The organism is Microbacterium sp. 01T413_2 (assembly GCF_056398985.1).
The window spans coordinates 21843-40777 of the sequence record NZ_JBFTQL010000021.1 but is presented as its reverse complement, the minus strand read 5'-3'; the positions used below and the strand labels follow the sequence as shown (position 1 = coordinate 40777).

Below are 18935 nucleotides of genomic sequence, written 5' to 3'. Positions count from 1 at the left end.
TCGTTCCATGCCCCGAGCCGGTGCCGGGGCGCGCGGACGCTGTGCCAGCATGGTCGCATGACAGAGCAGCCTGGTCGTACGACAGAGCAGACCGCCGCCCTCCCCGAGCGGAGCAGGATCGTGCAGGAACACGTGCGCGCCGCGGGCCTCGCTGCGCAGGTGCGGGAGCTGCCCGATTCCGCACGTACTGCCGTCGAGGCCGCCGCGGCACTGGGCTGCGAGGTCGGGGCGATCGGTTCCAGCCTGCTCTTCCTCGCCGACGGCGAGCCCCTGCTCGTGATGACCAGCGGCCGGCACCGCGTCGATCTCGGCCTGCTCACTGAGACCGTGGATGCGAAGTCGGTGGCGATGGCGCCCGCGGCGACCGTGCGGGAGGTGACGGGGCAGGCCATCGGAGGCGTCGCGCCGGTCGGCCACCCCGCTCCGGTGCGCACCGTCATCGACGCCGCGCTGCGCGACTACGACATCGTCTGGACCGCCGGAGGCACCCCGCACACCGTCATGCCCCTGTCGTTTGCGGAGCTCGTCGCGCTCACGGGCGGCGAGGTCGTGGTCGTCGCGGAGGACTGAACCCGCCCCTTTTGCGGGCTCTGAGGCGCGATCCAGGAGGCGTCCAGACTCGGTCCCTACCGTGGAAAGGGATGTCACGGAACGGTAACAGCAGGATCAGGTCTCTCGATGGACTCCGCGGTCTCGCCGCGGGGATCGTCCTCATCCACCATGCCTCGCTGATCGCGGAGCCATGGATCGATCCTGCCGGCTGGGCCCTGCTGACGCAGTCCCCGCTCAAGCTGCTGCTGGCCGGATCCGAGGCCGTCATGGTGTTCTTCGTGCTGTCCGGGATGGTCGTCGCCCTGCCTGCACTGCGGACGGGCTTCTCCTGGGCGCGGTACTACCCGGCGCGCCTGGTACGGCTGTACGTGCCGGTGATCGCGGCACTGGGCTCCGCCGCGCTGCTGGTCCAGCTGATCCCGCGCGATGCGTCCACGATGCCCGAGGACTCGTGGATGCAGGACGCGCAGGCGACCAGCGTGTCGGCCGGCGACGTGCTCTCGCAGATGACCCTGCTGCGATCGGACTATCCGATCGACAACGTGCTGTGGTCGCTGCGCTGGGAGCTGTTCTTCTCGCTGCTGCTGCCGCTGTACCTCTGGGTCGCGCTGCGCGTGCGCCGGTTCGCGATGCCCGCGGCCGCGCTGGCCGTCGTCCTCATGTTCCTGGGACGCACGACGGGCAACTCCGCGCTCGCCTACCTGCCCGTGTTCCTGCTCGGCACCCTGATCGCCGTGCGTTTCGCGGATCTGCAGACCTGGGCCGACCGACCGCGGGTGCGCCGGACCCTCCCCTGGCTTGCGGCGGCCGCCTCGGTCCTGCTCATCGCAAGCTGGCTGGCGCGTCCGCTCACCGGGGACACGGTCGTGGCGGACGTGCTGTGGGCGCTCGCCGGTGCCGGTGCCGCGCTGCTCGTCGTGCTCGCCATCGTGTGGCCAGGCGCACACCGGCTGCTCGAGACCCGGACGATGCAGTGGCTGGGGAAGGTGTCGTTCAGCCTGTACCTCGTGCACGCCCCGATCCTGGCGTCGCTCTGCTACCTGCTCGGCGCGGAGCAGTGGTGGCTCGCGTGCCTGGTCGGGATCCCCCTGAGTCTCGTCGCGGCCGCACTCTTCCACGCGCTCGTGGAGCGGCAGGCACAGGATCTCGCCCGGCAGGTGGGCGGCATCGGGGCGGCGCTCGCCGAGCGTGCGCACGTCAGCCGGATACGCGCGGCCCGACGAGCAGTGCTCGCCCGCGCGGAGTAGGCCCGCGCCCCCGAGGTCAGGAGCGGACGGCCGCCTCGCGCCGCTGCCGGCGGCGGGACACGGCACCGTAGATCGCGCGCAGCACGGTTCTGGCGCCGAACCGTGCGGCGATCCCTGCGGCGCCGAACGCGCACGCGATCAGCACCGCCCGTGGATCATGCAGATCGACGTCGAACACCCTGGATCCGAACGGGGTGAGGATCACGACGAGCATGCCGCCGATCATGGCGCCGACGAGCCCGATCTTCCACGGCCGGAACGGGCGAGCCACGCTGATCAGTACGAAGAACGCGACGATCACGAGGGCCAGGAACGCCGTCGACGAGGTCAGCTTGCCCTCGGCGTGCCCCGTCCCGAACACCGAGCGCGCGGTCAGATACGCACCGTAGGACGCGAGTGCCGCGCCGATTCCGCCCGGCACCGCCGCATCCAGCACGCGGCGCACGAAGCCGTCCTGCGCGCGCGCCGTGTTCGGGGCGAGGGCGAGGAAGAACGCCGGGATCCCGATCGTGAACCACGCGATGAGCGTGACGTGCCGAGGCAGGAACGGGAACGGCACCGCGGTGACGGCCACCAGCAGCGCCAGCAGGATCGAGTACAGCGTCTTGGTGAGGAACAGCGTCGCGACCCGCTCGATGTTGCCGATGACGCGGCGCCCCTCGGCGACCACGTGCGGCAGCGTGGCGAACGAGTTGTCCAGCAGCACGATGCGCGACACAGCGCGCGCGGCCGGCGAGCCGGATCCCATCGCCACGCCCACATCGGCGTCCTTGAGCGCGAGCACGTCGTTGACCCCGTCGCCGGTCATCGCCACGACGTGACCGTCGCCCTGCAGCGAATGCACCATCGCGCGCTTCTGCGTGGGGGTGACCCGGCCGAACGCCGTGCGGCCCTGCACCTCAGCGTCGAAGTGCGCGGAGTCCGGATCCAGGGTGCGCGCGTCGACGGCATTGCGCCCGTCGGGTACTCCGGCTTCGGCGGCGATGGCGCCCACCGCGGCCGCGTTGTCGCCCGAGATGACCTTGATCGCCACGTCCTGCTCCGCGAAGTAGGCGATCGCACCCGGCGCCTCGGCGCGCAGCCGCTGGTCGAGGATCACGAGCGCGGTGGCGGTGAGTCCGTCGGGGAGACCGTCTCCCGCGGCCTCGGCGCCCGGCAAGGCGGACGCGGTGCGCGCGAGAGCGAGCACGCGCAGCCCCTCCGAGGCGAGCGCGTCGGAACGGGTGCGGGCGGCGTCGCCGACAGACAGCAAGACGTCCGGCGCGCCGAGCACCCAGCTCTCCACCGCGCCGGTCTCGGCATCCGCCGTCTGCATCGCCGCCCACTTGCGCGCCGAGGAGAACGCGATCGACGTCTGCACCGGAAGAGCCGGCACGTCGCCCACATGCTCGAGGATCGCCGTCATGCTGGCGTTGGGCTTGCCCTCCGCGCGCCCGATCGCAGCGAGCGCCGCCTCGATGCGGGCGCCGTCGGTGCCGAGCCGTTCCACGGCCCCCACCCGCATGCCGTCCTCGGTCAACGTCCCGGTCTTGTCCGTGCACACGACGTCCACCCGGGCGAGCTGCTCGATCGCAGGCAGGTCCTGGACCAGGCATTGCCGACGGCCGAGGCGGATCACACCCACCGCCATGGCGACGCTCGTCATCAGCACGAGGCCCTCCGGCACCATCGGCACGAGCGCGGCGACCAGCCCCCGTACCGCGCTGCGCCAGTCCTGTGCATGCCCCCAGATCTGGTTGATGATCGTGAGCACGCCCACCGGGATCAGCGCCCAGGTCACGTACTTGAGGATCTGGTCGATCCCGGCGCGCAGCTGCGAGGAGGGCTTGCGGAACTCCGAGGCCTCCTTGGCGAGCCGCGCGGCGTATGCGTGCTCCCCGACGGCCGTCGCGCGGAAGCTCGCGGATCCCGCGGCGACGAAACTGCCCGACTTGAGCTCGTATCCGGCTCCGGCGAGAACCGGCTCCGACTCCCCCGTGAGCAGTGACTCGTCCACTTCGAAGCCCGTCGCATCGAGCACTTCGCCGTCCACCGGGATCTGATCTCCCGCGGCGACGAGCACGACATCGTCGAGCACGAGGTGCTCCACATCGATCTCCGAGACACCCTCGGCCCGCTCCACACGGGCCGGAGCCTTGCTCAGCAGCGCGAGCCGGTCCAGCGTGCGCTTCGCCCGGATCTCCTGCACCATGCCGACCACGCTGTTGACGATGATGAGCAGTCCGAACAGTCCGTCGATGAGGTAGCCGGTGCCCAGGATCAGCAGGAACATCACCAGGTAGATGCCGTTCACGCGGGTGAAGGCGTTCGCCCGGAAGATCTCTCCGAAGCTGCGGCTCGTGCGCGAGTCGATGACGTTGCTCTCGCCGCGGGACATCCTCTCGGCCACCTGTGTGGCGGTCAGCGGAGCACGGGTGATCATCCGCTCACGCTAACAGCGGACGCCCTCTCCTGGCGCAGGGCAGGCAGATAGCAGGCCGCGCCGAGGATGCTGAACGCCCCGGCGACGATCGTCGCGGTCGCCGCCGACGTCGCTCCGGCGAACGCGGTCAGCACCAGCAGCCCGATGCTGTAGGCCCCGCCGGAGACCATGGAGTTCAACGAGAGCACCGTGGCCCGGGTGGACCGATCCGCCTCGCGGTGCAGGAGAGCTGCGTGCATGGGGCCGGCGGCGCCGTGCGCGAGATAGGTGAGTCCGTAGCCGATGAGCAGGCCGACCATCCCCGAGGAGAGCCCCATGAGGACGACGAAGGCTCCGTTCAGGATCCGGCTCAGGATCGCCGTCCAGGCCACTCCGATCACGCCGCTCAGCCTGCTGGCGAGCAGGGATCCGACGGCGAACAAGCCCCACGCGGCGGCCGATGCCGGCCCGAACACCGCGGCGGCCGCCGCTTCTCCGCCGAGCAGGTCCTCCAGCTGCACCGGGGTGAGCGTCTCGAAGGCGATCATCGCGACCGACCAGAACACCTCGACGAGCACGAGACCCGCCAGCACCCGGGAGCGCACCGCGCGGCGCAGCCCGTCCGCGATCGTCCGCGGGGCCTGCCGCGCGGCGTGCGCCATGGCCGGGAGCACCCGCATCGTTTCAGCCCCCTCCTGAGGGGGCTCCCGGACCAGCGCGATGACGAGGACCGTGTAGGCCGCGTACAGTCCGATCGCCACGACCAGCGGCAGCACGAGCGCGGACAGTCCGGCGAGCGGGTGCCACGCCACCAGGAGGCCGCCGACCAGCGCACCGCCGGCGATCGCGACGCCGAGCACGGTGGCGGCGCGTGCGAGGGGGCGCGCCACCTCGGCGTGCGGATCGTGCTCGTGCACGGCATCGACGAACCAGGCCTCCAGCGCCCCGGAGTCGAGCACGCGGAACACGCCCTGCAGAAGCAGCGACACGGCGAACAGCGCGAACGAGTCGGCGAGCAGGAACAGCACGGCGGCCACCACCGCGAGCACTCCGGACGCGGCGAGCACCGGGCGACGGCCGAGCGTGTCGGCGAGGGCGCCGGTGGGCAGTTCCAGCGCGAGCGCCACGAAACCCTGGATGGCGAGGATGGATCCGATCTCGGCGATCGACAGGCCGCGCTCGAGCGGCAGCAGCACCGTCACCCCGAGCGTCACGCCGACCGGGAGYCAGCGCAGCGCCGAGAGGAGGAGCAGACGCCGCTGCGCCGCGGCGATCGCGATTCCGGCCGCGGCGCCCACGACGCCGGCAGTCACGACTCCTCCGGCGGGTCGAGGTCGATCGGCGTGGACTGCACGACGACGTGCACCCGTCGCGACGCCCGGTCGCCCTCCCCGATGCGACGGTACTTCTCGGCCAGCGCCTCGAACTCGGCGTGGAACTCCGCGAGCTGATCCGGCGTCACCGTGAGCAGCACGTCCTCCAGTCCGAGGCGGTCGACCCACGCTGCGGGCCACGAGCCCTCAGCGTCGAGCCAGCGCTCGGCACGCGCGGCGAACTGCCGCACGTAGTCGCGGCGCAGCCAGCCCAACGCGGCCTGCGCGTCCTCGCCGTCGGCGAAGTCGGAGTTGCTCCAGGAGTGGTAGTCGGTGCTGGCTCGCCAGATCCGTCGCTTCCCGGCGCCATCGCCGGTGTCGGCGACGAGACCGACGTCCTCCAGGGCGCGGAGGTGATAGCTCGTCGCTCCCGTGTTCGTGCTCAGCGCCGCAGCGAGCTCGGTCGCGGTCGCGGGGCCGTGCACGCGCAGCTCACCGAGGAGGCGGGAGCGCAGAGGATGGGCGAGCACACGCACCGCGCGTTCGTCGAGGCGCATGCCGACGGGGTGTTCCGGAGTGTCCATGCTCTCATGCTTGCACGCACAGAATCTGTGCACAAGTATTATGCACGGATTCCATACGCACCTCGGATCCGCGAGACTGCATCTGTGCGACGAGACTGCGTGGCAGAACTGCAGTCTCGTGACTCAGATGCAGTCTCGCTGTCAGTAACGACCGGGTCGGTCAGCGGTGCCCCGTCTTCGCCGCGAGCGCACGGGGGCCGAGCTCGTGCAGCACGCCGTCGTGCAGATCCAGCACCCGGTCCGCGCGGGTGAGCATGGCGGCATCGTGCGTCGCCACGATCGCGGCGGTGCCGCGCTCGTGCACGAGGCCCGCGATGAGATCCATGATCTGCGCCCCGGTCTCGCTGTCCAGCTGCGCGGTGGGCTCATCCGCGATCAGCACTGCCGGATCCATCACCAGTGCGCGGGCGATCCCGACGCGCTGCTGCTGCCCGCCGGAGAGTTCGGCCGGGCGCTGCCGTGCGTGATCCGCCAGTCCCACCGCCTCCAGCGCCCGGGCGACGCGCTGCTCGCGCTCGGCCACGGGCGTGCGGCGGATCCGCAGCGGAACCTCGACGTTCTCCGCTGCGGAGAGCACCGGCAGCAGACCCGCGGTCTGGAAGATCGAGGCGATCCGCTCCCCCAGCACGTGGCTCGCGTCGCCGGCGCTGAGATCGTGCTCATCCAGCAGCACCCGTCCGCTGGTCGGCCGGTCCAGGCCGCCGAGCATCGTCAGCAGCGTGGTCTTGCCGGATCCGGAGCGCCCGGTGATCACGACGAGCTCCCCCGCCGAGACCGTCAGATCGACGTCGCGGACGGCGGTGACATCGCCGCCGGGCGCGGGGAACACCCGAGTCAGCCCTTCCGCGCGCAGCACCTCGGTCATGACTGCTCCTCCTGCGGGGACGCCGCACTCGGCGCCACCCGCACGTGGTCGGGCTCCAGCGTCAGGCGCACACGGTCGCGCAGGTCCAGCGCACTCACGAACTCGCCGGGCAGCTGCATGCGGCCGGCCCGGTCGAGCACCGCGAACTCCTGCGCGGTGCGGACCTCGCGCCCCTCGTCGTCGGTGTGGGTGCTGCGCAGCGTCTCGGTCGAGGTCCGGCCGTCGCGGATCCGCACGGTCCGGTCGACGTGCTCGGACACCGCGGCGTCGTGGGTCACGATGAGCGTCGTGACGCCGTGCTCGGTGTTGACGGCCTGCATCGCGGCGAGCACATCGGCGCTGGTGCGCTCGTCCAGCTCGCCGGTGGGTTCGTCGGCGAGCAGCACGCGTGGTTCGTTCGCGAGCGCGACGGCGATCGCGACGCGCTGCTTCTGGCCCCCACTCAGCTGTGCAGGCCGCTGGTCGGCCACTTCTGCGACGTCGAGAAGCTCCAGCAGCGCCTGCGCGCGACCGGCGCGCTCCCCCGCGGGCACGGTGCGGGCGACGCCGTGCGCCAACGCGATGTTCTCCCGCGCTGTCAGATACGGAACCAGATTGCGCCCGGACTGCTGCCAGACGAAGCCGACGCTGCGACGGCGATAGCGCAGTCGCTCCGCGGCGCGCATCGTCACCAGGTCGTGCCCGGCCACGCGGGCGCTGCCGGCGGTCGGCGCGTCGAGCCCGGCGAGGATGCCGAGCAGCGTGGACTTGCCGGATCCGGAGGCGCCGACGAGGGCGACCATCTCCCCGGCCCCCACGCGCAGGTCCAGGCCCTGCAGCGCCTGCACTTCCACGCCCTTGGCGGTGAAGATGCGCACCAGTCCCTCGCATGCGATGTCGACATCGGTCATCGCCAGCTCCCTCTCCGTGCGGTCATGATCCCTCGTCCCTCGTCGCCGTGGCGTCCTTCTCCTCGGCCGTCATCCGTCATCCCTCGTCATCCGCGACCCTGATCGCATCCGCGCTGCGCAGCCGCATCGCCGCAGCCGTCGCCAGGAGCACGGCCACCGCGGTGACCGCCGCGAAGCCGAGCACCGTCGCGGCCAGCCAGGTCACGGGGAGGCTGAGCGCGGGGGCGTTCTGCCCTCCCGTGAAACCACGCAGGTCCAGCGCCCCGACCACGAGCCACGACATCGCGAGGCCGCAGACGACGCCCACGGGAAGAGCCACGACGAGCGCCGGCCCCACCTCCCAGGCCACGAGCGGCAGCTCCGCCCGCCGCGGATACCCGACGGCGCGCAGCAGCGCGAGCAGCCGGGCGCGCGGCGTGGATCCGAGCAGGAGTGTCTGCATGATGGCGAAGACGAGCAGAATCGCCACGATCGCCGTCGCGACGAACAGCGCGACGCGCAGCGCGGACGACGCCGGATCCGAGGCCGCTTGCGCGATGATCTGCTCGGCCGTCGTGGCGGTGGCTGTCGCGCCGAGCCGCGCCGTCAGCGCTTTCGCGACCGCACGCGGGTCGTGGCCGGGCGCCACGGAGGCGAACAGTCTCGTGACCAGGGGCGAGGYGACGCCGAGCCTGTCGATGTTCGCACGGTCGACGATCACCCACTTCTCCGCGCTCCCGAACGGCGTCGGCTGCGCGGTGCGCGCGACGACCTGCACCGCGTGCCCGTTCACCGTGAGCGCGTCGCCGAACTGCGCGAGCAGCTGCTCCGAGGCGACGACCGGCACGGATCCACCCGATGCCGACGCCAGCGACGCGGGCAGCGGCAGGGCGCCGTCGGAGCCCCGCTGCACTCGCGCGAAGGCATCCCGGTCGACCGCATAGACGCGCACCCGGTCGGAAGCACCGGACGAGGCGCCCTGACCGATCTCGTCGGCGTCCAGCGTCGCGACCGCCTCGACGCCGGGGATCTTCCGTGCGGCCTCGATCTGCGCGTCCTCGAAGTACGGCATCGACACGGCCACGTCCGCGCCGGTGGCGTCCCGCGCCGTGCGGCTGATGCCGTCCGAGACGGTCGCCGCGAACGACACCGAGAAGACCGCCACCGCGATGCCGATCACGGCGGCGAGCGCCGGCGCGGTGCGCAGCGCGGCATCGCGCAGAGCCCGGGCCGGGCCCAGAAGAGCGATCAGCCCGGTGCGGCGCCCGGCGGCGCGGTGCAGCCCGTCCAGCAGCAGCGGGAGCAGCCTCAGCACCACCACCGTGCCCACCGCGCCGATCAGCACCGGCATYGCGAGCAGCACCGGATCCGCCCGGACCGCCTCGCCACGGCTCAGGAGGAGGACGGCGAACGCGACGGCGAGCACCACGACGACGGCTTCTGCGAGCATGCGCCGCCACGGCCGCGCCCGCTGTCCACTCCCGTCACGGCGTTCAGCACGGCGCAGGTCCGCGATGACGGTGAGCGGCACGGTGCAGGCCGGGACGAGCACCAGCACCGCTGCCACCAGCCAGGCCAGAGCGTGCGGTCCCTGCGGCGACAGCGCCGCCCCGACCGCCAGCCCGATTCCCGCGCCGAGCGCCCCGAGCACGAGCGCCTCCCCGCCGAGGACCGCGGACAGTTGCGACAACGACGCGCCCCGGGCGCGGGCGAGCGCGGCGGCCCGCCAGCGACGCAGTGCCAGCTGCCGTCCGGCAAGGCTCAGCACCACCGCAGCCACCGCGAGAGGACCCACGGCAGCGACCGCGACGACCGCATCGAGCGCATCAGCCCTCGCCACTCCGCGATCGAGCGCATCCGCCACCGGGGTGACGTAGACCAACCCGCGGTCGTAGAACGAGCCCACCGCCCCGACGTGTATCGGGTTCGCCAGGAAAAGTCGCAGCTGCGCGCCGACCTTCGCGGCGCTGCCCGAATCAATCGCCTCCTTGTGCACGGGGATCCAGGAGAAGGTGGAGGTCTCCGCACGCAGTTCGCCGAGCATCCCCGCCTCGTCCGGTGCCATGAAGCCGACGGTCTGCAGGATGATGTCGCCGTCCGACGTGTATTTGATGGCGGGCTCGACCGAGCCGACCAACATCTTCCAGTCGAGCTCGTCACTGCCGTTCGGTGCCACCAGGCCGGTCAGCCGCACGACGAGATCCTGCCGGTGCCGGGTCTCGCCGACTTTCCAGTCCAGCGCCCGGGCCGCTTGCGCCGTGAGCACCACTTCGATCCCCTCTGCCGGATCCGTGCTCTTCGGGTACTCGCCCTGCACGAGCACGCTGCGCCGCGCGAGCCCCGGATCCATGACGAGCTGCACCAGGTTCTTCGGAACGGCCCGGTCGGCGAAGAGGCCGGTCGCGCCGAAGGCGCCGATCATCCGAGGAGCGCCGAGAACGCTCCGCAGCGGCTCGGGCTGCCTGTCCCGGGCCGTTGCGACGACGCCCAGGGGCCCTGACCACGCATCGACTGTCGACGTCCCCTCCAGGCCGGCGATGCCGGAGTACGCCGCAGTGAGGGATCGACCCACGTCGGGGATCCCGTCGATCTGGTGCTGCACCGTCGCGGTGCGGGCCTGGTCGATGAGCGCGGGCACCAGCACGCCCACGAACGTCAGCGCGGCGATCGCGAGCACGAGGAAAGCGGAGAGCAGCGGCGCAGTGAGCACGGTGCGCAGGATCACCGTGGGCGCGGCGGGATGGCGCGTCATGAGCCGCTCCCCCACATGACCGGCAGCACCACGGCCACGACGGCGAGCCCCGCCGCCACGCCGCCGAGCGCGCCGAAGATAGCGATGCCCGTCACCTCGGCGAACCTCGCGGACCGCTGTCGTACGGTGCTGAGCCCGAGGGCGCGCAGCGCGGTGCGCTCCTCCGTGCGGCGGGACCGATCCGCGGCGACGGCCGAGAGGAAGCCGAGCAGGCCCAGGAGGGCGGCGGCCGCAGATCCCAGGGCGAGCAGGATCGCGGACGACCCCGTGATCGGAGCGTCGCTCACCGCGGCGGGGGTGAGGATCCGCAACGGGGTCTTCGCCCGGGAGCGGATCGTCGCGGCCACGGATGACGGATCCGAGGTCGCGACCCACAGCTCGTTGGCGGGCAGCCCCTCGGCCATCGACGTGGCGGCGGTGCGGTCCGCGAGGATCCCGGGGCCGGATCCGACGCCCGCGATCGTCGGAACGATCGCGGAAACCTCAGCCTCCAGGCGCGCACCCTCGGGTCGCAGCGTGATCGCGAACCGCGTCCCCTGCGCGGCGCCGAGCCGCTGCGCGAGAGCCGTGGTGATCGCCACGGGCAGGCGGCCACCGGATCCGGCCGTGAGCGCCGCCCGGTCCGCCGCGGGCAGCGCCACGGCCGACGGGTCGACGGCGACGAATGCCACGGTGTCCGCACCGACCTCCGCGTCCCGACTCAGCACCTCGGCGGCAACGGTGACCGTCGGCAGCGCGGCGGTCTCCGCTGCGGTGAGCGGCACCGTCTGCTGTGCACCGACGGACGCACGGACATCCAGCCCGAGCGCGGCCCGGACGGCCGAGTGGTCGACAGCGGCGGCGAGCGGGCCCACGCCGACCGCCATCGTCGCGGATCCCGCGGCGAGGGCAAGGCACAGGATCGCGACCGCCGCGATACCCGCCCGCCGCGCGATCTGGCGCAGCGGCAGCACGGGCATGATGCCGCGACCCCGGCGGGCGACGCGTTCGGCGATCGCTGCGACGAGCACGGCGAGCGCCGGGACGAGCAGGCCGAGTGCGAGCAGCGATGCGGCACCGGCGGCCGATGCGACCGGATCCGCGGTGCCGTCGTCCGCGACCACGCCGCCCCGCGTGAAGAGCTGCCAGAGCGCGAACCCCGCCAGAGCCGTGACGACCAGCGCCGGCAGCAGGAGTCCCAGCACGATCCCCCGACCGGCATCGGAGCGTGCCACCGCCGCCGGCGCGGACGCACGTACGGCGGTGAAGGCGGCGGCACCGGCGGCGATCAGGACGGTGAGCGCGGCGGCCACGATCGTCGAGGCGCCAGGGACTCCTGCGGGGAGCAGGGCGACCAGCGCGAGGACGGCGCCGATGCCCGTCGCCGCCGTGGCCTCACCGGCAGCCGCAGCGGCGACGCYGGTGGCTGCGGCGCCGCGCGCGCGGATCAGACGCAGTTCTTCCCGGCGGGCTCCCGCCAGTGCGGTCAGGATCACGGCGATCGCGATCGCCCCGAGCGCCACGATGATCGCAGTGGGCACCGCCATCATGCCGCGGGCGACCGCGACCGCCCGGGTCTGGCGGTCCAGCAGGTCGCCGAGCGCGCCCTCGACCGCGGTGTTGGAACTGTTGTCCGCGTCGACCTCGGCGGGAAGCTGTACCAGCCGGGCCAGGCCCGCGCGGTATCCGTCCAGCCTGTCGGCGGTCAGTGAGGTCGGCTGGACGGTCCAGGTGATTGTCGGCGTGGTCCACAGCCGTGCCATGTCGTCCGCAGTGATCAGCACCGGCCCTGCCGCGCCTTCGGAATCACCGGAACCCACCGCGGGGTCTCCCGCCCAGGTCGGATCGGCGGGATCCTTCGCCGTCCAGGTGCCGACCACGGTGACGTCGACGATGCCCCCGGACGCATCCGGACCGAGCGGGATCCGATCGCCGATCCGCCACCCGCGCGTCTCCGCGGCGGCCGCCAGCACGGCCGCCTCGCCGGAGCGTCTCGGCCACTCGCCGTCGACGAGCTCGCCGCGATCGGCGATGCCCTCCCCGCCGATCGCCTGCACCGCATCGGGGTTGCCGACCGAGATCTCGCTCACGGCCATCCGGCTGACCGCGATCGGGGTGCCGGCGAACGCCTTCGTGATCGCCGCTCGCACAGCGCGGTCCTGCGCGTCAGGATCCTCCGCACGCAGCGCCGTGACCTTCGTGACGCGCGTTCCCGGTTCGGCGTGTTCCGCAACCTGGCGCGCACCGTCGCCCACGAGCCGGACCGACAGCGCCTCGGTCGCCCCGACGCCGAGCACGACGAGTCCGGCGGCGAGCAGCACGAGCACGAGTCGCGCGGTCTGCTGCCGCGCCCGCCTCACCGCAAACGTCATCGTCCTCGCCTGTGTCACCGACCGCCGCGCGCGCTCGTCGCGGGATCGTTATCGATCCGAACGAAACACACTTCCCCATCCTGGAGGCAGCGCTGCGACCGCGCAACGGTGTTCTCCGCTGCGACCGGGCGCAGCACGCACACGCGCGTTCAGGCCTCGCGCGCCGCGATCTCCTCCGGTTGCGGCACACCGTTCGCGGCCGCGGGCAGCCGCCGCTCGAGCGCGATCGTCAGAGCGCAGATCAGCAGGGAACCCGCCACCATCGCCACGATGAACCAGATCTGACGCCCCTCGCCGAGCAGCATGCCGGCCGCGATCGGTCCGGCGATCGCCCCGCCCTGGAAAGCCGCGGCGTTGATCGCGTTGTATCGCCCGCGGCTGCGGTCGGAGGCCAGATCGTTGCAGATCGCGGGCACCGTGGGCTGCAGCATGGTCTCTCCGAAGGCGAAGACGCCCATGAACAGCAGCACGCCGATCGCTGAGACCAGAGTCTTCGGCAGCAAGCCGGTGAGCCCCAGCAGCACCCAGGAGAACCCCCAGACCAGGGTCATCACCTGCATCACGCGGGTGCGTCGGTGTCCGGCGATGAGCTTCAGGACGGCGAACTGCAGAAGCACGATGACGGCGGTGTTGACCGCGAATGCGAAGCCGATGACCTGCGTCGAGACGCCGGACACCTGGCGGGCGAAGGCCGGGAACCCGCCCTCCATCTGCCCGTAGCCGATGAACACCGCGAGGAAGGTCAGCAGTGTGAGCCAGAGCACCGCCGGACGGCGCAGGATCTGCCGGTACCCCTCCGCCGGCTCTTCGTGCTCGTCGCCGGGCTCGGCATGCGTGCGCACATGCCGCAGCGGCCCGAGCAGCAACGCCATCGGGATCAGCGAACTCGCGGCGTCGATCAGGAAGATCGCCACGAACGTCTCGGGCCGGTGCACGTCGACGAAGAAGCCGCCGAGGATCCCGCCCACGCCGATGCCGAGATTGATCAGGGCGAAGTTCACGCCGAAGTACTGCTGGCGCAGCTCACCGGCGACGATCGTGGCGATCAGCGCATTGAACCCGGGCCATGAGACGCCGAAGTTCACTCCCATCAGCACGAGCGCTATCGCCGCCACGACCGGCGATGTCGCGAACGCGAGAAGGGTGCAGCCCGCGATCATCGACGCGAGGCCCGCCAGCAGGATCCGCCGGGCGCCGTAGCGATCGATCAGGGTGCCGGCGGGTGCGGTGACCACCAGCCCCGTCACGGCGATGACGCTCATCAGCGCACCGGAGACGCCCAGGTCGAACCCGCGCACCTCGTGCAGATAGATGATCGTGAAGGGGAGGGTCAGCCCGCGGCCCAGCGTCTGGATCGCGACGGTCGACAGCAGCCAGCGCCCGGTCGTGGGCAGCGCTGTCCAGAAGGTTCTCATTCCGGTCACCCGCCAAGTCTGCCGGGTGCCTCGGACATCACTCCGCGCGGACGGCGATCCTGGCCAGCGCCTGCGCCAGATCGCCGATGAGATCCTCCGGATCCTCCAGCCCGATCGAGAGCCGAACGATGTCGGCACCGGGACGAGCCTCCGCCGCGACCGGCCGGTGCGTGAGCGCCGCCGGGTGCTGCACGAGGGAGTCGACGCCGCCGAGCGACACCGCGTGCGTGAACAGCCGTACGCAACCGGTGAGGGCCTCGGCGGCGTCATAGCCGTCCCGCAGTCGCACGGCGATCATGGCGCCCCCGCCGCGCATCTGCCGCGGGATGAGACCGCGCTCGTCGCCGATGCCGGGGTAGAACACCTCGGCCACGGCSKSRTGYTCGGCSAGCCACGCSACGACGCGCTCGGCRGARCGCTGCTGCCGTTCCATSCGCACSGGCAGCGTCGCGAGMCCGCGGTGCAGCAGGTASGCRCCGAGCGGRTGCAGCAGCGCACCGGTGATCGCACGGACGCGACGCAGCGCCCGCGCGGTCTCCTCCGAGCACGCGATGACGCCGGCGATCACATCGCCGTGCCCGCCGATGTACTTCGTCGCGCTGTGCAAGGACATGGCGGCGCCGAGATCCAGGGGGTTCTGCAGCAGCGGGGTCGCGAACGTGTTGTCGACGACCACGGGCACATCACCCGCCTGTGCGACGACCGCGGCGATGTCGACCAGGTCCAGGGTGGGGTTGCCCGGCGTCTCGACGACCACGAGGCCCGTGTCGGAGCGAAGGTGCGCGTGCACCTCGTGCTCGGCGCAGAACGTGGTCTCGGCGCCGAGGAGCCCGGAGTCGAGCAGGTGATCGGTGCCGCCGTAGAGCGGACGGACCGCGACGATGTGGTGCTTGCCGGCCGCCATGGTGTGCGACAGGATCGCCGCCGTCATCGCGGCCATGCCGCTGGAGAACGCGACGGCCGCCTCGGCGTGCTCGAGCTCCGCGAGGCCCTCCTCGAAGCGCGCGACCGTCGGGTTCCACAGCCGCGCATAGACGTTGCCGCCGTCCGGCAGCGGCTGCCCGCCGGTCGCCATCGACTCGTAGGAGTCGCCGCCGTGCGCGATATCCGGCAGCGGGTTGGTCGAGGAGAGGTCGATCGGCGCGGCGTGCACGCCGAGGGCGGCGAGGTCTGCCCGGCCGGCGTGCACCGCGACGGTCTCGGGACGCAGGGGCATGTCACGCAGGGAATCGTCGTCGCTCATGCACACAGGATCCCTCCACGCACAGCAAACTGCTATCTGCGTTGCTGCACGGATCCGCAGATGATGTCAGTCTTGTGTTCAACACAACAAACGGGCGATACGAGGAGTGGATCTTGAGCACGGAGCAGCACGGCGTCGACGGCCTCGATCTGCGCATACTCGCCGCCCTGTCCGAGCACCCCGACGCCCCGATCAAGCAGCTCGCGGCCGCGCTGGGGATCCCCGCCTCCACCTGTGCATTCCGGCTGCGCTCGTTGCGCACGCGGGGTGTGATCCTCGGGCTGCGCCTGCAACTGGATCCTGCCGCGCTCGGCCGCCCGGTGCAGGCCGTGATCCGGGTGCGGCTGGGCAACCACAGCAAGACCGGTGTGGAGGCGCTGTTCGACGCACTGGAGACGACCGAGGGCGTGCTGCAGGTGTTCCACATCGCGGGTGCCGACGACTTCCTCGTGCACGTCGCCGTCGCCGATGCGGCCGCGCTCCGCGACATCGTGCTGGAGCGCATCACGGTGCACGACGTCGTCCGCGCCACCGAGACGCAGCTCGTGTTCGAACGCCGCGACGGCTCGGGGCTCGCCGCGCCGCGCTGACAGCCCGGCTGTACAACGTCGCGGAGGTTGGGCACTCTGAAGGGGTGGCCGCCCGCCACCGCGCGGATCCGGCACGAACCGCGCGATCATCGCAGAGAGAGCAGCGTATGACCGCCTCTGACAACGCCCCCGCCGGCACCATCGCTCCCCCGTCTGCACCGCGCGAGACGCCGCGCTGGATCCGCGCTGTGCTGACGTATCTGCTGCGCAATCCGTTCAGCGCGGCGCTGGCCCTGGTCGTGCTGGCCGCCGGATTCGTCACGGGGACGTTCCTCGGACGGTTCCCGCAGGAGTTCGCCGCATCGGTGAGCACCACGATCGAGGACGGCGACTGGTGGACCCCGCTCACCGCGCTGCTGTTCGGAGACTCGGTGATCGGCGGGGTGCTCGCGATCCTGCTGATCCTGACCGCCGGCGCGTACGCGGAGCGCAAGCTCGGCAGCGTCCGCGCCGCGTGGACCTTCTTCTTGACCGGCGTCCTCGCGATGGTCATCGGCCTGGGCGGCCAGTGGCTGCTGGTCTCGTGGGGCTCGCAATGGGGCCTGCTCGCCAGCTACGACGCCGTTGCGGATCCGACGATCGGCACCGTCGGCATGCTGATGGCGGCGAGCGCCCTCGCCCCGGCGCTGTGGCAGCGCCGCATCCGCGTCGTCGGCTTCACTCTGCTGATGATGTTCGCGCTGTACGCCGCGGACAGCGACAGCGTGTTCCGGCTCATCTCCGGGGCGCTCGGGCTGCTCCTCGGCCTCGTGCTGGCGCGCGGCGCGATACGGCCGACCTGGCATCGCAGCTCCCATCGCGAGGTGCGCACCCTGGTCGCGGCCATTGTCGGCGCCACGGGACTCGGGCCGTTCATCGTGCTGATCTCGGGCGCCTGGTACTCGCCGCTCGGGCTCGTGGTCTCGGGATTCTCCCCGATCGAGGCCGCCACCATGCCCAAGTCCTGCGTCGATGACTTCACCGCCGACTGCGTGCGCCAGGCCGACGCGATCCTCAACTCGGGCCCAGGGCCGTTCCTGGTGAGCCTCGTCCCACTGGTGCTCACGCTGGTCGCCGCCTGGGGGCTGCGCACGGGCCGCCGCGCCGCGTGGATCATGGCGCTGGCGGTCAACGCCGTGATCGCCCTGCTGACGGCCACGTCGGTGGGCATCAACGACCTGCTCGACGACAAGCTCCGCGGCGCCCTGCTCATCGAGGACGGGATCGCGATGGTCCTGGCCGTCCTCGTCCCGATCGGCGTGATCGCCCTGCTGCTGTTCACCCGGCGGCACTTCCGCGTCGCCGCGCCTCCCGCCGCCGTGCGACACTTCATCCTCACCGTGGTCGGTGCGTTCGCTGTGTTCGCCGGGCTCTATCTCGCCATCGGGCTGATCGACGGCGACAACTACCTGGACGGCCAGCCGTCGGTGGGCGAGCTGCTCGCCGACATGGTGCGTCCCTTCGTCTCCAGCGGGCTGCTACCCGCCATCTCCGATGCAGGGATACCGATCGACGGCGCAGCGCTGTTCGTCTACCAGTGGGTGGGCGTGCCGTTCTGGATCGTCTTCATCGTCGCCAGCGTGCGGCTGTTCCGCGCCACCCAGGTGGACCGCGCCGTCGTCGAGGAGGCGCGGTTCCGAGCGCTGCTGCGCGAAGGGGGCGGCGGCACCCTCGGATTCATGGGCACCTGGGCCGGCAACAGCTACTGGTTCACCGCCGACGGTCGGGGTGCCGTCGCATACCGCGTCATCCGCAAGGTCGCCCTGACGGTGTCGGATCCGGTGTGCGCCGAGGGAGCCGAGCGTGAGACCGTCGAGGCCTTCATCGCCTACTGCGAGTCCCAGGGCTGGTCGGCGTGCTTCTACAGCTTCCACGAGCGCTACCTGCCGATCTTCCAGTCCTTCGGCTGGCAGTACATGTCCGTCGGCGAGGAGACCGTGATCGACCTGCCGGGCTTCGAGCTCGCCGGCAAGGCGTGGCAGAAGGTGCGCCAGCCGCTGAACCGCGGCGAACGCGAGGGCATCACSACGCTSTGGTCGACGTGGMACGACCTGCCGACCCGYTAYTCSMGRGAGATCACCGCSGTCAGYGAGGAGTGGGTCGCSCACAAGAAGCTSCCSGAGATGGGCTTCACCCTCGGCGGCATGGAGGAGCTCAAGGACTCCGATGTCGGCATCTTCCTCGCCCTCAACAAGGACGGCGGGATCGAGGCCACCACGAGCTGGCTGCCGAGCTGGACGGACGGGAAGGTCACCGGCTGGACCATCGACTTCATGCGCCGCAGCGACGGATCCATGCCCGGCATCATGGAGTTCATCATCGCCTCGGCGGCCCTGCATATGAAGGAGCAGGGCGCACAGACACTCAGCCTGTCCGGTGCACCGCTGGCCACCAAGCCCGGCGAGCAGGCCCCGGATCCGACCATCATGACCCGCCTGCTCGGCTGGCTCGGAGAGATGCTCGAGCCCGCCTACGGGTTCACGTCGCTGTTCCGGTTCAAGAGCAAGTTCAACCCGCGCTACGAGACCATCTACATGGCCTATGCGGATCCGGCCAAGCTCGCGGCCATCGGACTCGCGATCGGCGAGGCCTACCTYCCSGAGGCCACGCCGAAGGAGTAYCTGGCGCTCGYGCAGACCMTCACCAACCGCGGCGGCGGGCGCTGACGACGTGCTCCGATCGCGCCACGCCGAGACGGCGTTTGACGGCCAATGTATGGAACTCTCAGGAACGATCCGTATTATTACGGAGTTGTAACACCCCTCCGTTCCCCC

13 protein-coding genes are annotated in these 18935 nt (G+C 71.5%); 4 read left to right on the top strand and 9 right to left on the bottom strand.

The window, feature by feature from the left end:
- Positions 1-57: 57 nt before the first annotated feature.
- Both AC1DMN_RS12140 and AC1DMN_RS12135 read left to right on the top strand, forming a co-directional pair.
- A complete protein-coding gene (locus AC1DMN_RS12140) occupies positions 58-570 on the top strand; it encodes a YbaK/EbsC family protein (RefSeq protein WP_477230583.1) in 513 nt (170 codons plus the stop codon).
- Positions 571-641: 71 nt separating this feature from the next.
- On the top strand, positions 642-1799 hold the full coding sequence (locus AC1DMN_RS12135) for an acyltransferase family protein (RefSeq protein ID WP_477230584.1): 1158 nt from the start codon (positions 642-644) through the stop codon (positions 1797-1799).
- 16 nt (positions 1800-1815) lie between these two features.
- Here AC1DMN_RS12135 and AC1DMN_RS12130 read toward each other — a convergent pair whose 3' ends face one another.
- The 9 genes from AC1DMN_RS12130 to AC1DMN_RS12090 form a co-directional block, all read right to left on the bottom strand.
- Positions 1816-4221: an HAD-IC family P-type ATPase gene (locus AC1DMN_RS12130; protein ID WP_477230585.1), complete on the bottom strand. Its 2406-nt coding sequence runs from the start codon at positions 4219-4221 to the stop codon at positions 1816-1818.
- Complete coding sequence (locus tag AC1DMN_RS12125; protein ID WP_477384308.1) at positions 4218-5513, bottom strand: MFS transporter; 1296 nt, start codon at positions 5511-5513, stop codon at positions 4218-4220. The genes AC1DMN_RS12130 and AC1DMN_RS12125 overlap by 4 nt, the downstream gene beginning before the upstream one ends.
- A complete protein-coding gene (locus tag AC1DMN_RS12120) occupies positions 5510-6097 on the bottom strand; it encodes a winged helix-turn-helix domain-containing protein (RefSeq protein ID WP_477230587.1) in 588 nt (195 codons plus the stop codon). Before AC1DMN_RS12120 ends, AC1DMN_RS12125 begins: the two co-directional genes overlap by 4 nt.
- 160 nt (positions 6098-6257) lie before the next feature.
- Entirely contained in the window at positions 6258-6962 is a 705-nt protein-coding gene (locus AC1DMN_RS12115; RefSeq protein ID WP_440731994.1) for an ABC transporter ATP-binding protein, read from the bottom strand.
- Complete coding sequence (locus AC1DMN_RS12110) at positions 6959-7852, bottom strand: ABC transporter ATP-binding protein (protein ID WP_441976130.1); 894 nt, start codon at positions 7850-7852, stop codon at positions 6959-6961. Before AC1DMN_RS12110 ends, AC1DMN_RS12115 begins: the two co-directional genes overlap by 4 nt.
- A 76-nt stretch (positions 7853-7928) precedes the next feature.
- Positions 7929-10583, bottom strand: a complete 2655-nt coding sequence (locus AC1DMN_RS12105; protein WP_477384306.1) for an FtsX-like permease family protein — start codon at positions 10581-10583, stop codon at positions 7929-7931.
- A complete protein-coding gene (locus tag AC1DMN_RS12100) occupies positions 10580-12934 on the bottom strand; it encodes a hypothetical protein (RefSeq protein ID WP_477384304.1) in 2355 nt (784 codons plus the stop codon). Before AC1DMN_RS12100 ends, AC1DMN_RS12105 begins: the two co-directional genes overlap by 4 nt.
- A gap of 149 nt (positions 12935-13083) precedes the next feature.
- A complete protein-coding gene (locus tag AC1DMN_RS12095) occupies positions 13084-14349 on the bottom strand; it encodes an MFS transporter (RefSeq protein WP_441976153.1) in 1266 nt (421 codons plus the stop codon).
- A 37-nt stretch (positions 14350-14386) separates the two neighbouring features.
- Positions 14387-15592, bottom strand: coding sequence for a trans-sulfuration enzyme family protein (locus AC1DMN_RS12090; RefSeq protein ID WP_477384302.1), 1206 nt, complete (start codon positions 15590-15592; stop codon positions 14387-14389).
- A 113-nt stretch (positions 15593-15705) separates the two neighbouring features.
- Between AC1DMN_RS12090 and AC1DMN_RS12085 the strand changes: the two genes are divergently transcribed.
- A complete protein-coding gene (locus AC1DMN_RS12085; RefSeq protein ID WP_440731999.1) occupies positions 15706-16182 on the top strand; it encodes an Lrp/AsnC family transcriptional regulator in 477 nt (158 codons plus the stop codon).
- Between the two features lie 107 nt (positions 16183-16289).
- The gene (locus AC1DMN_RS12080; protein ID WP_477384300.1) at positions 16290-18827 is read left to right on the top strand and encodes a bifunctional lysylphosphatidylglycerol flippase/synthetase MprF; all 2538 of its coding nucleotides are present in this window, start codon (positions 16290-16292) and stop codon (positions 18825-18827) included.
- Positions 18828-18935 lie beyond the last annotated feature (108 nt).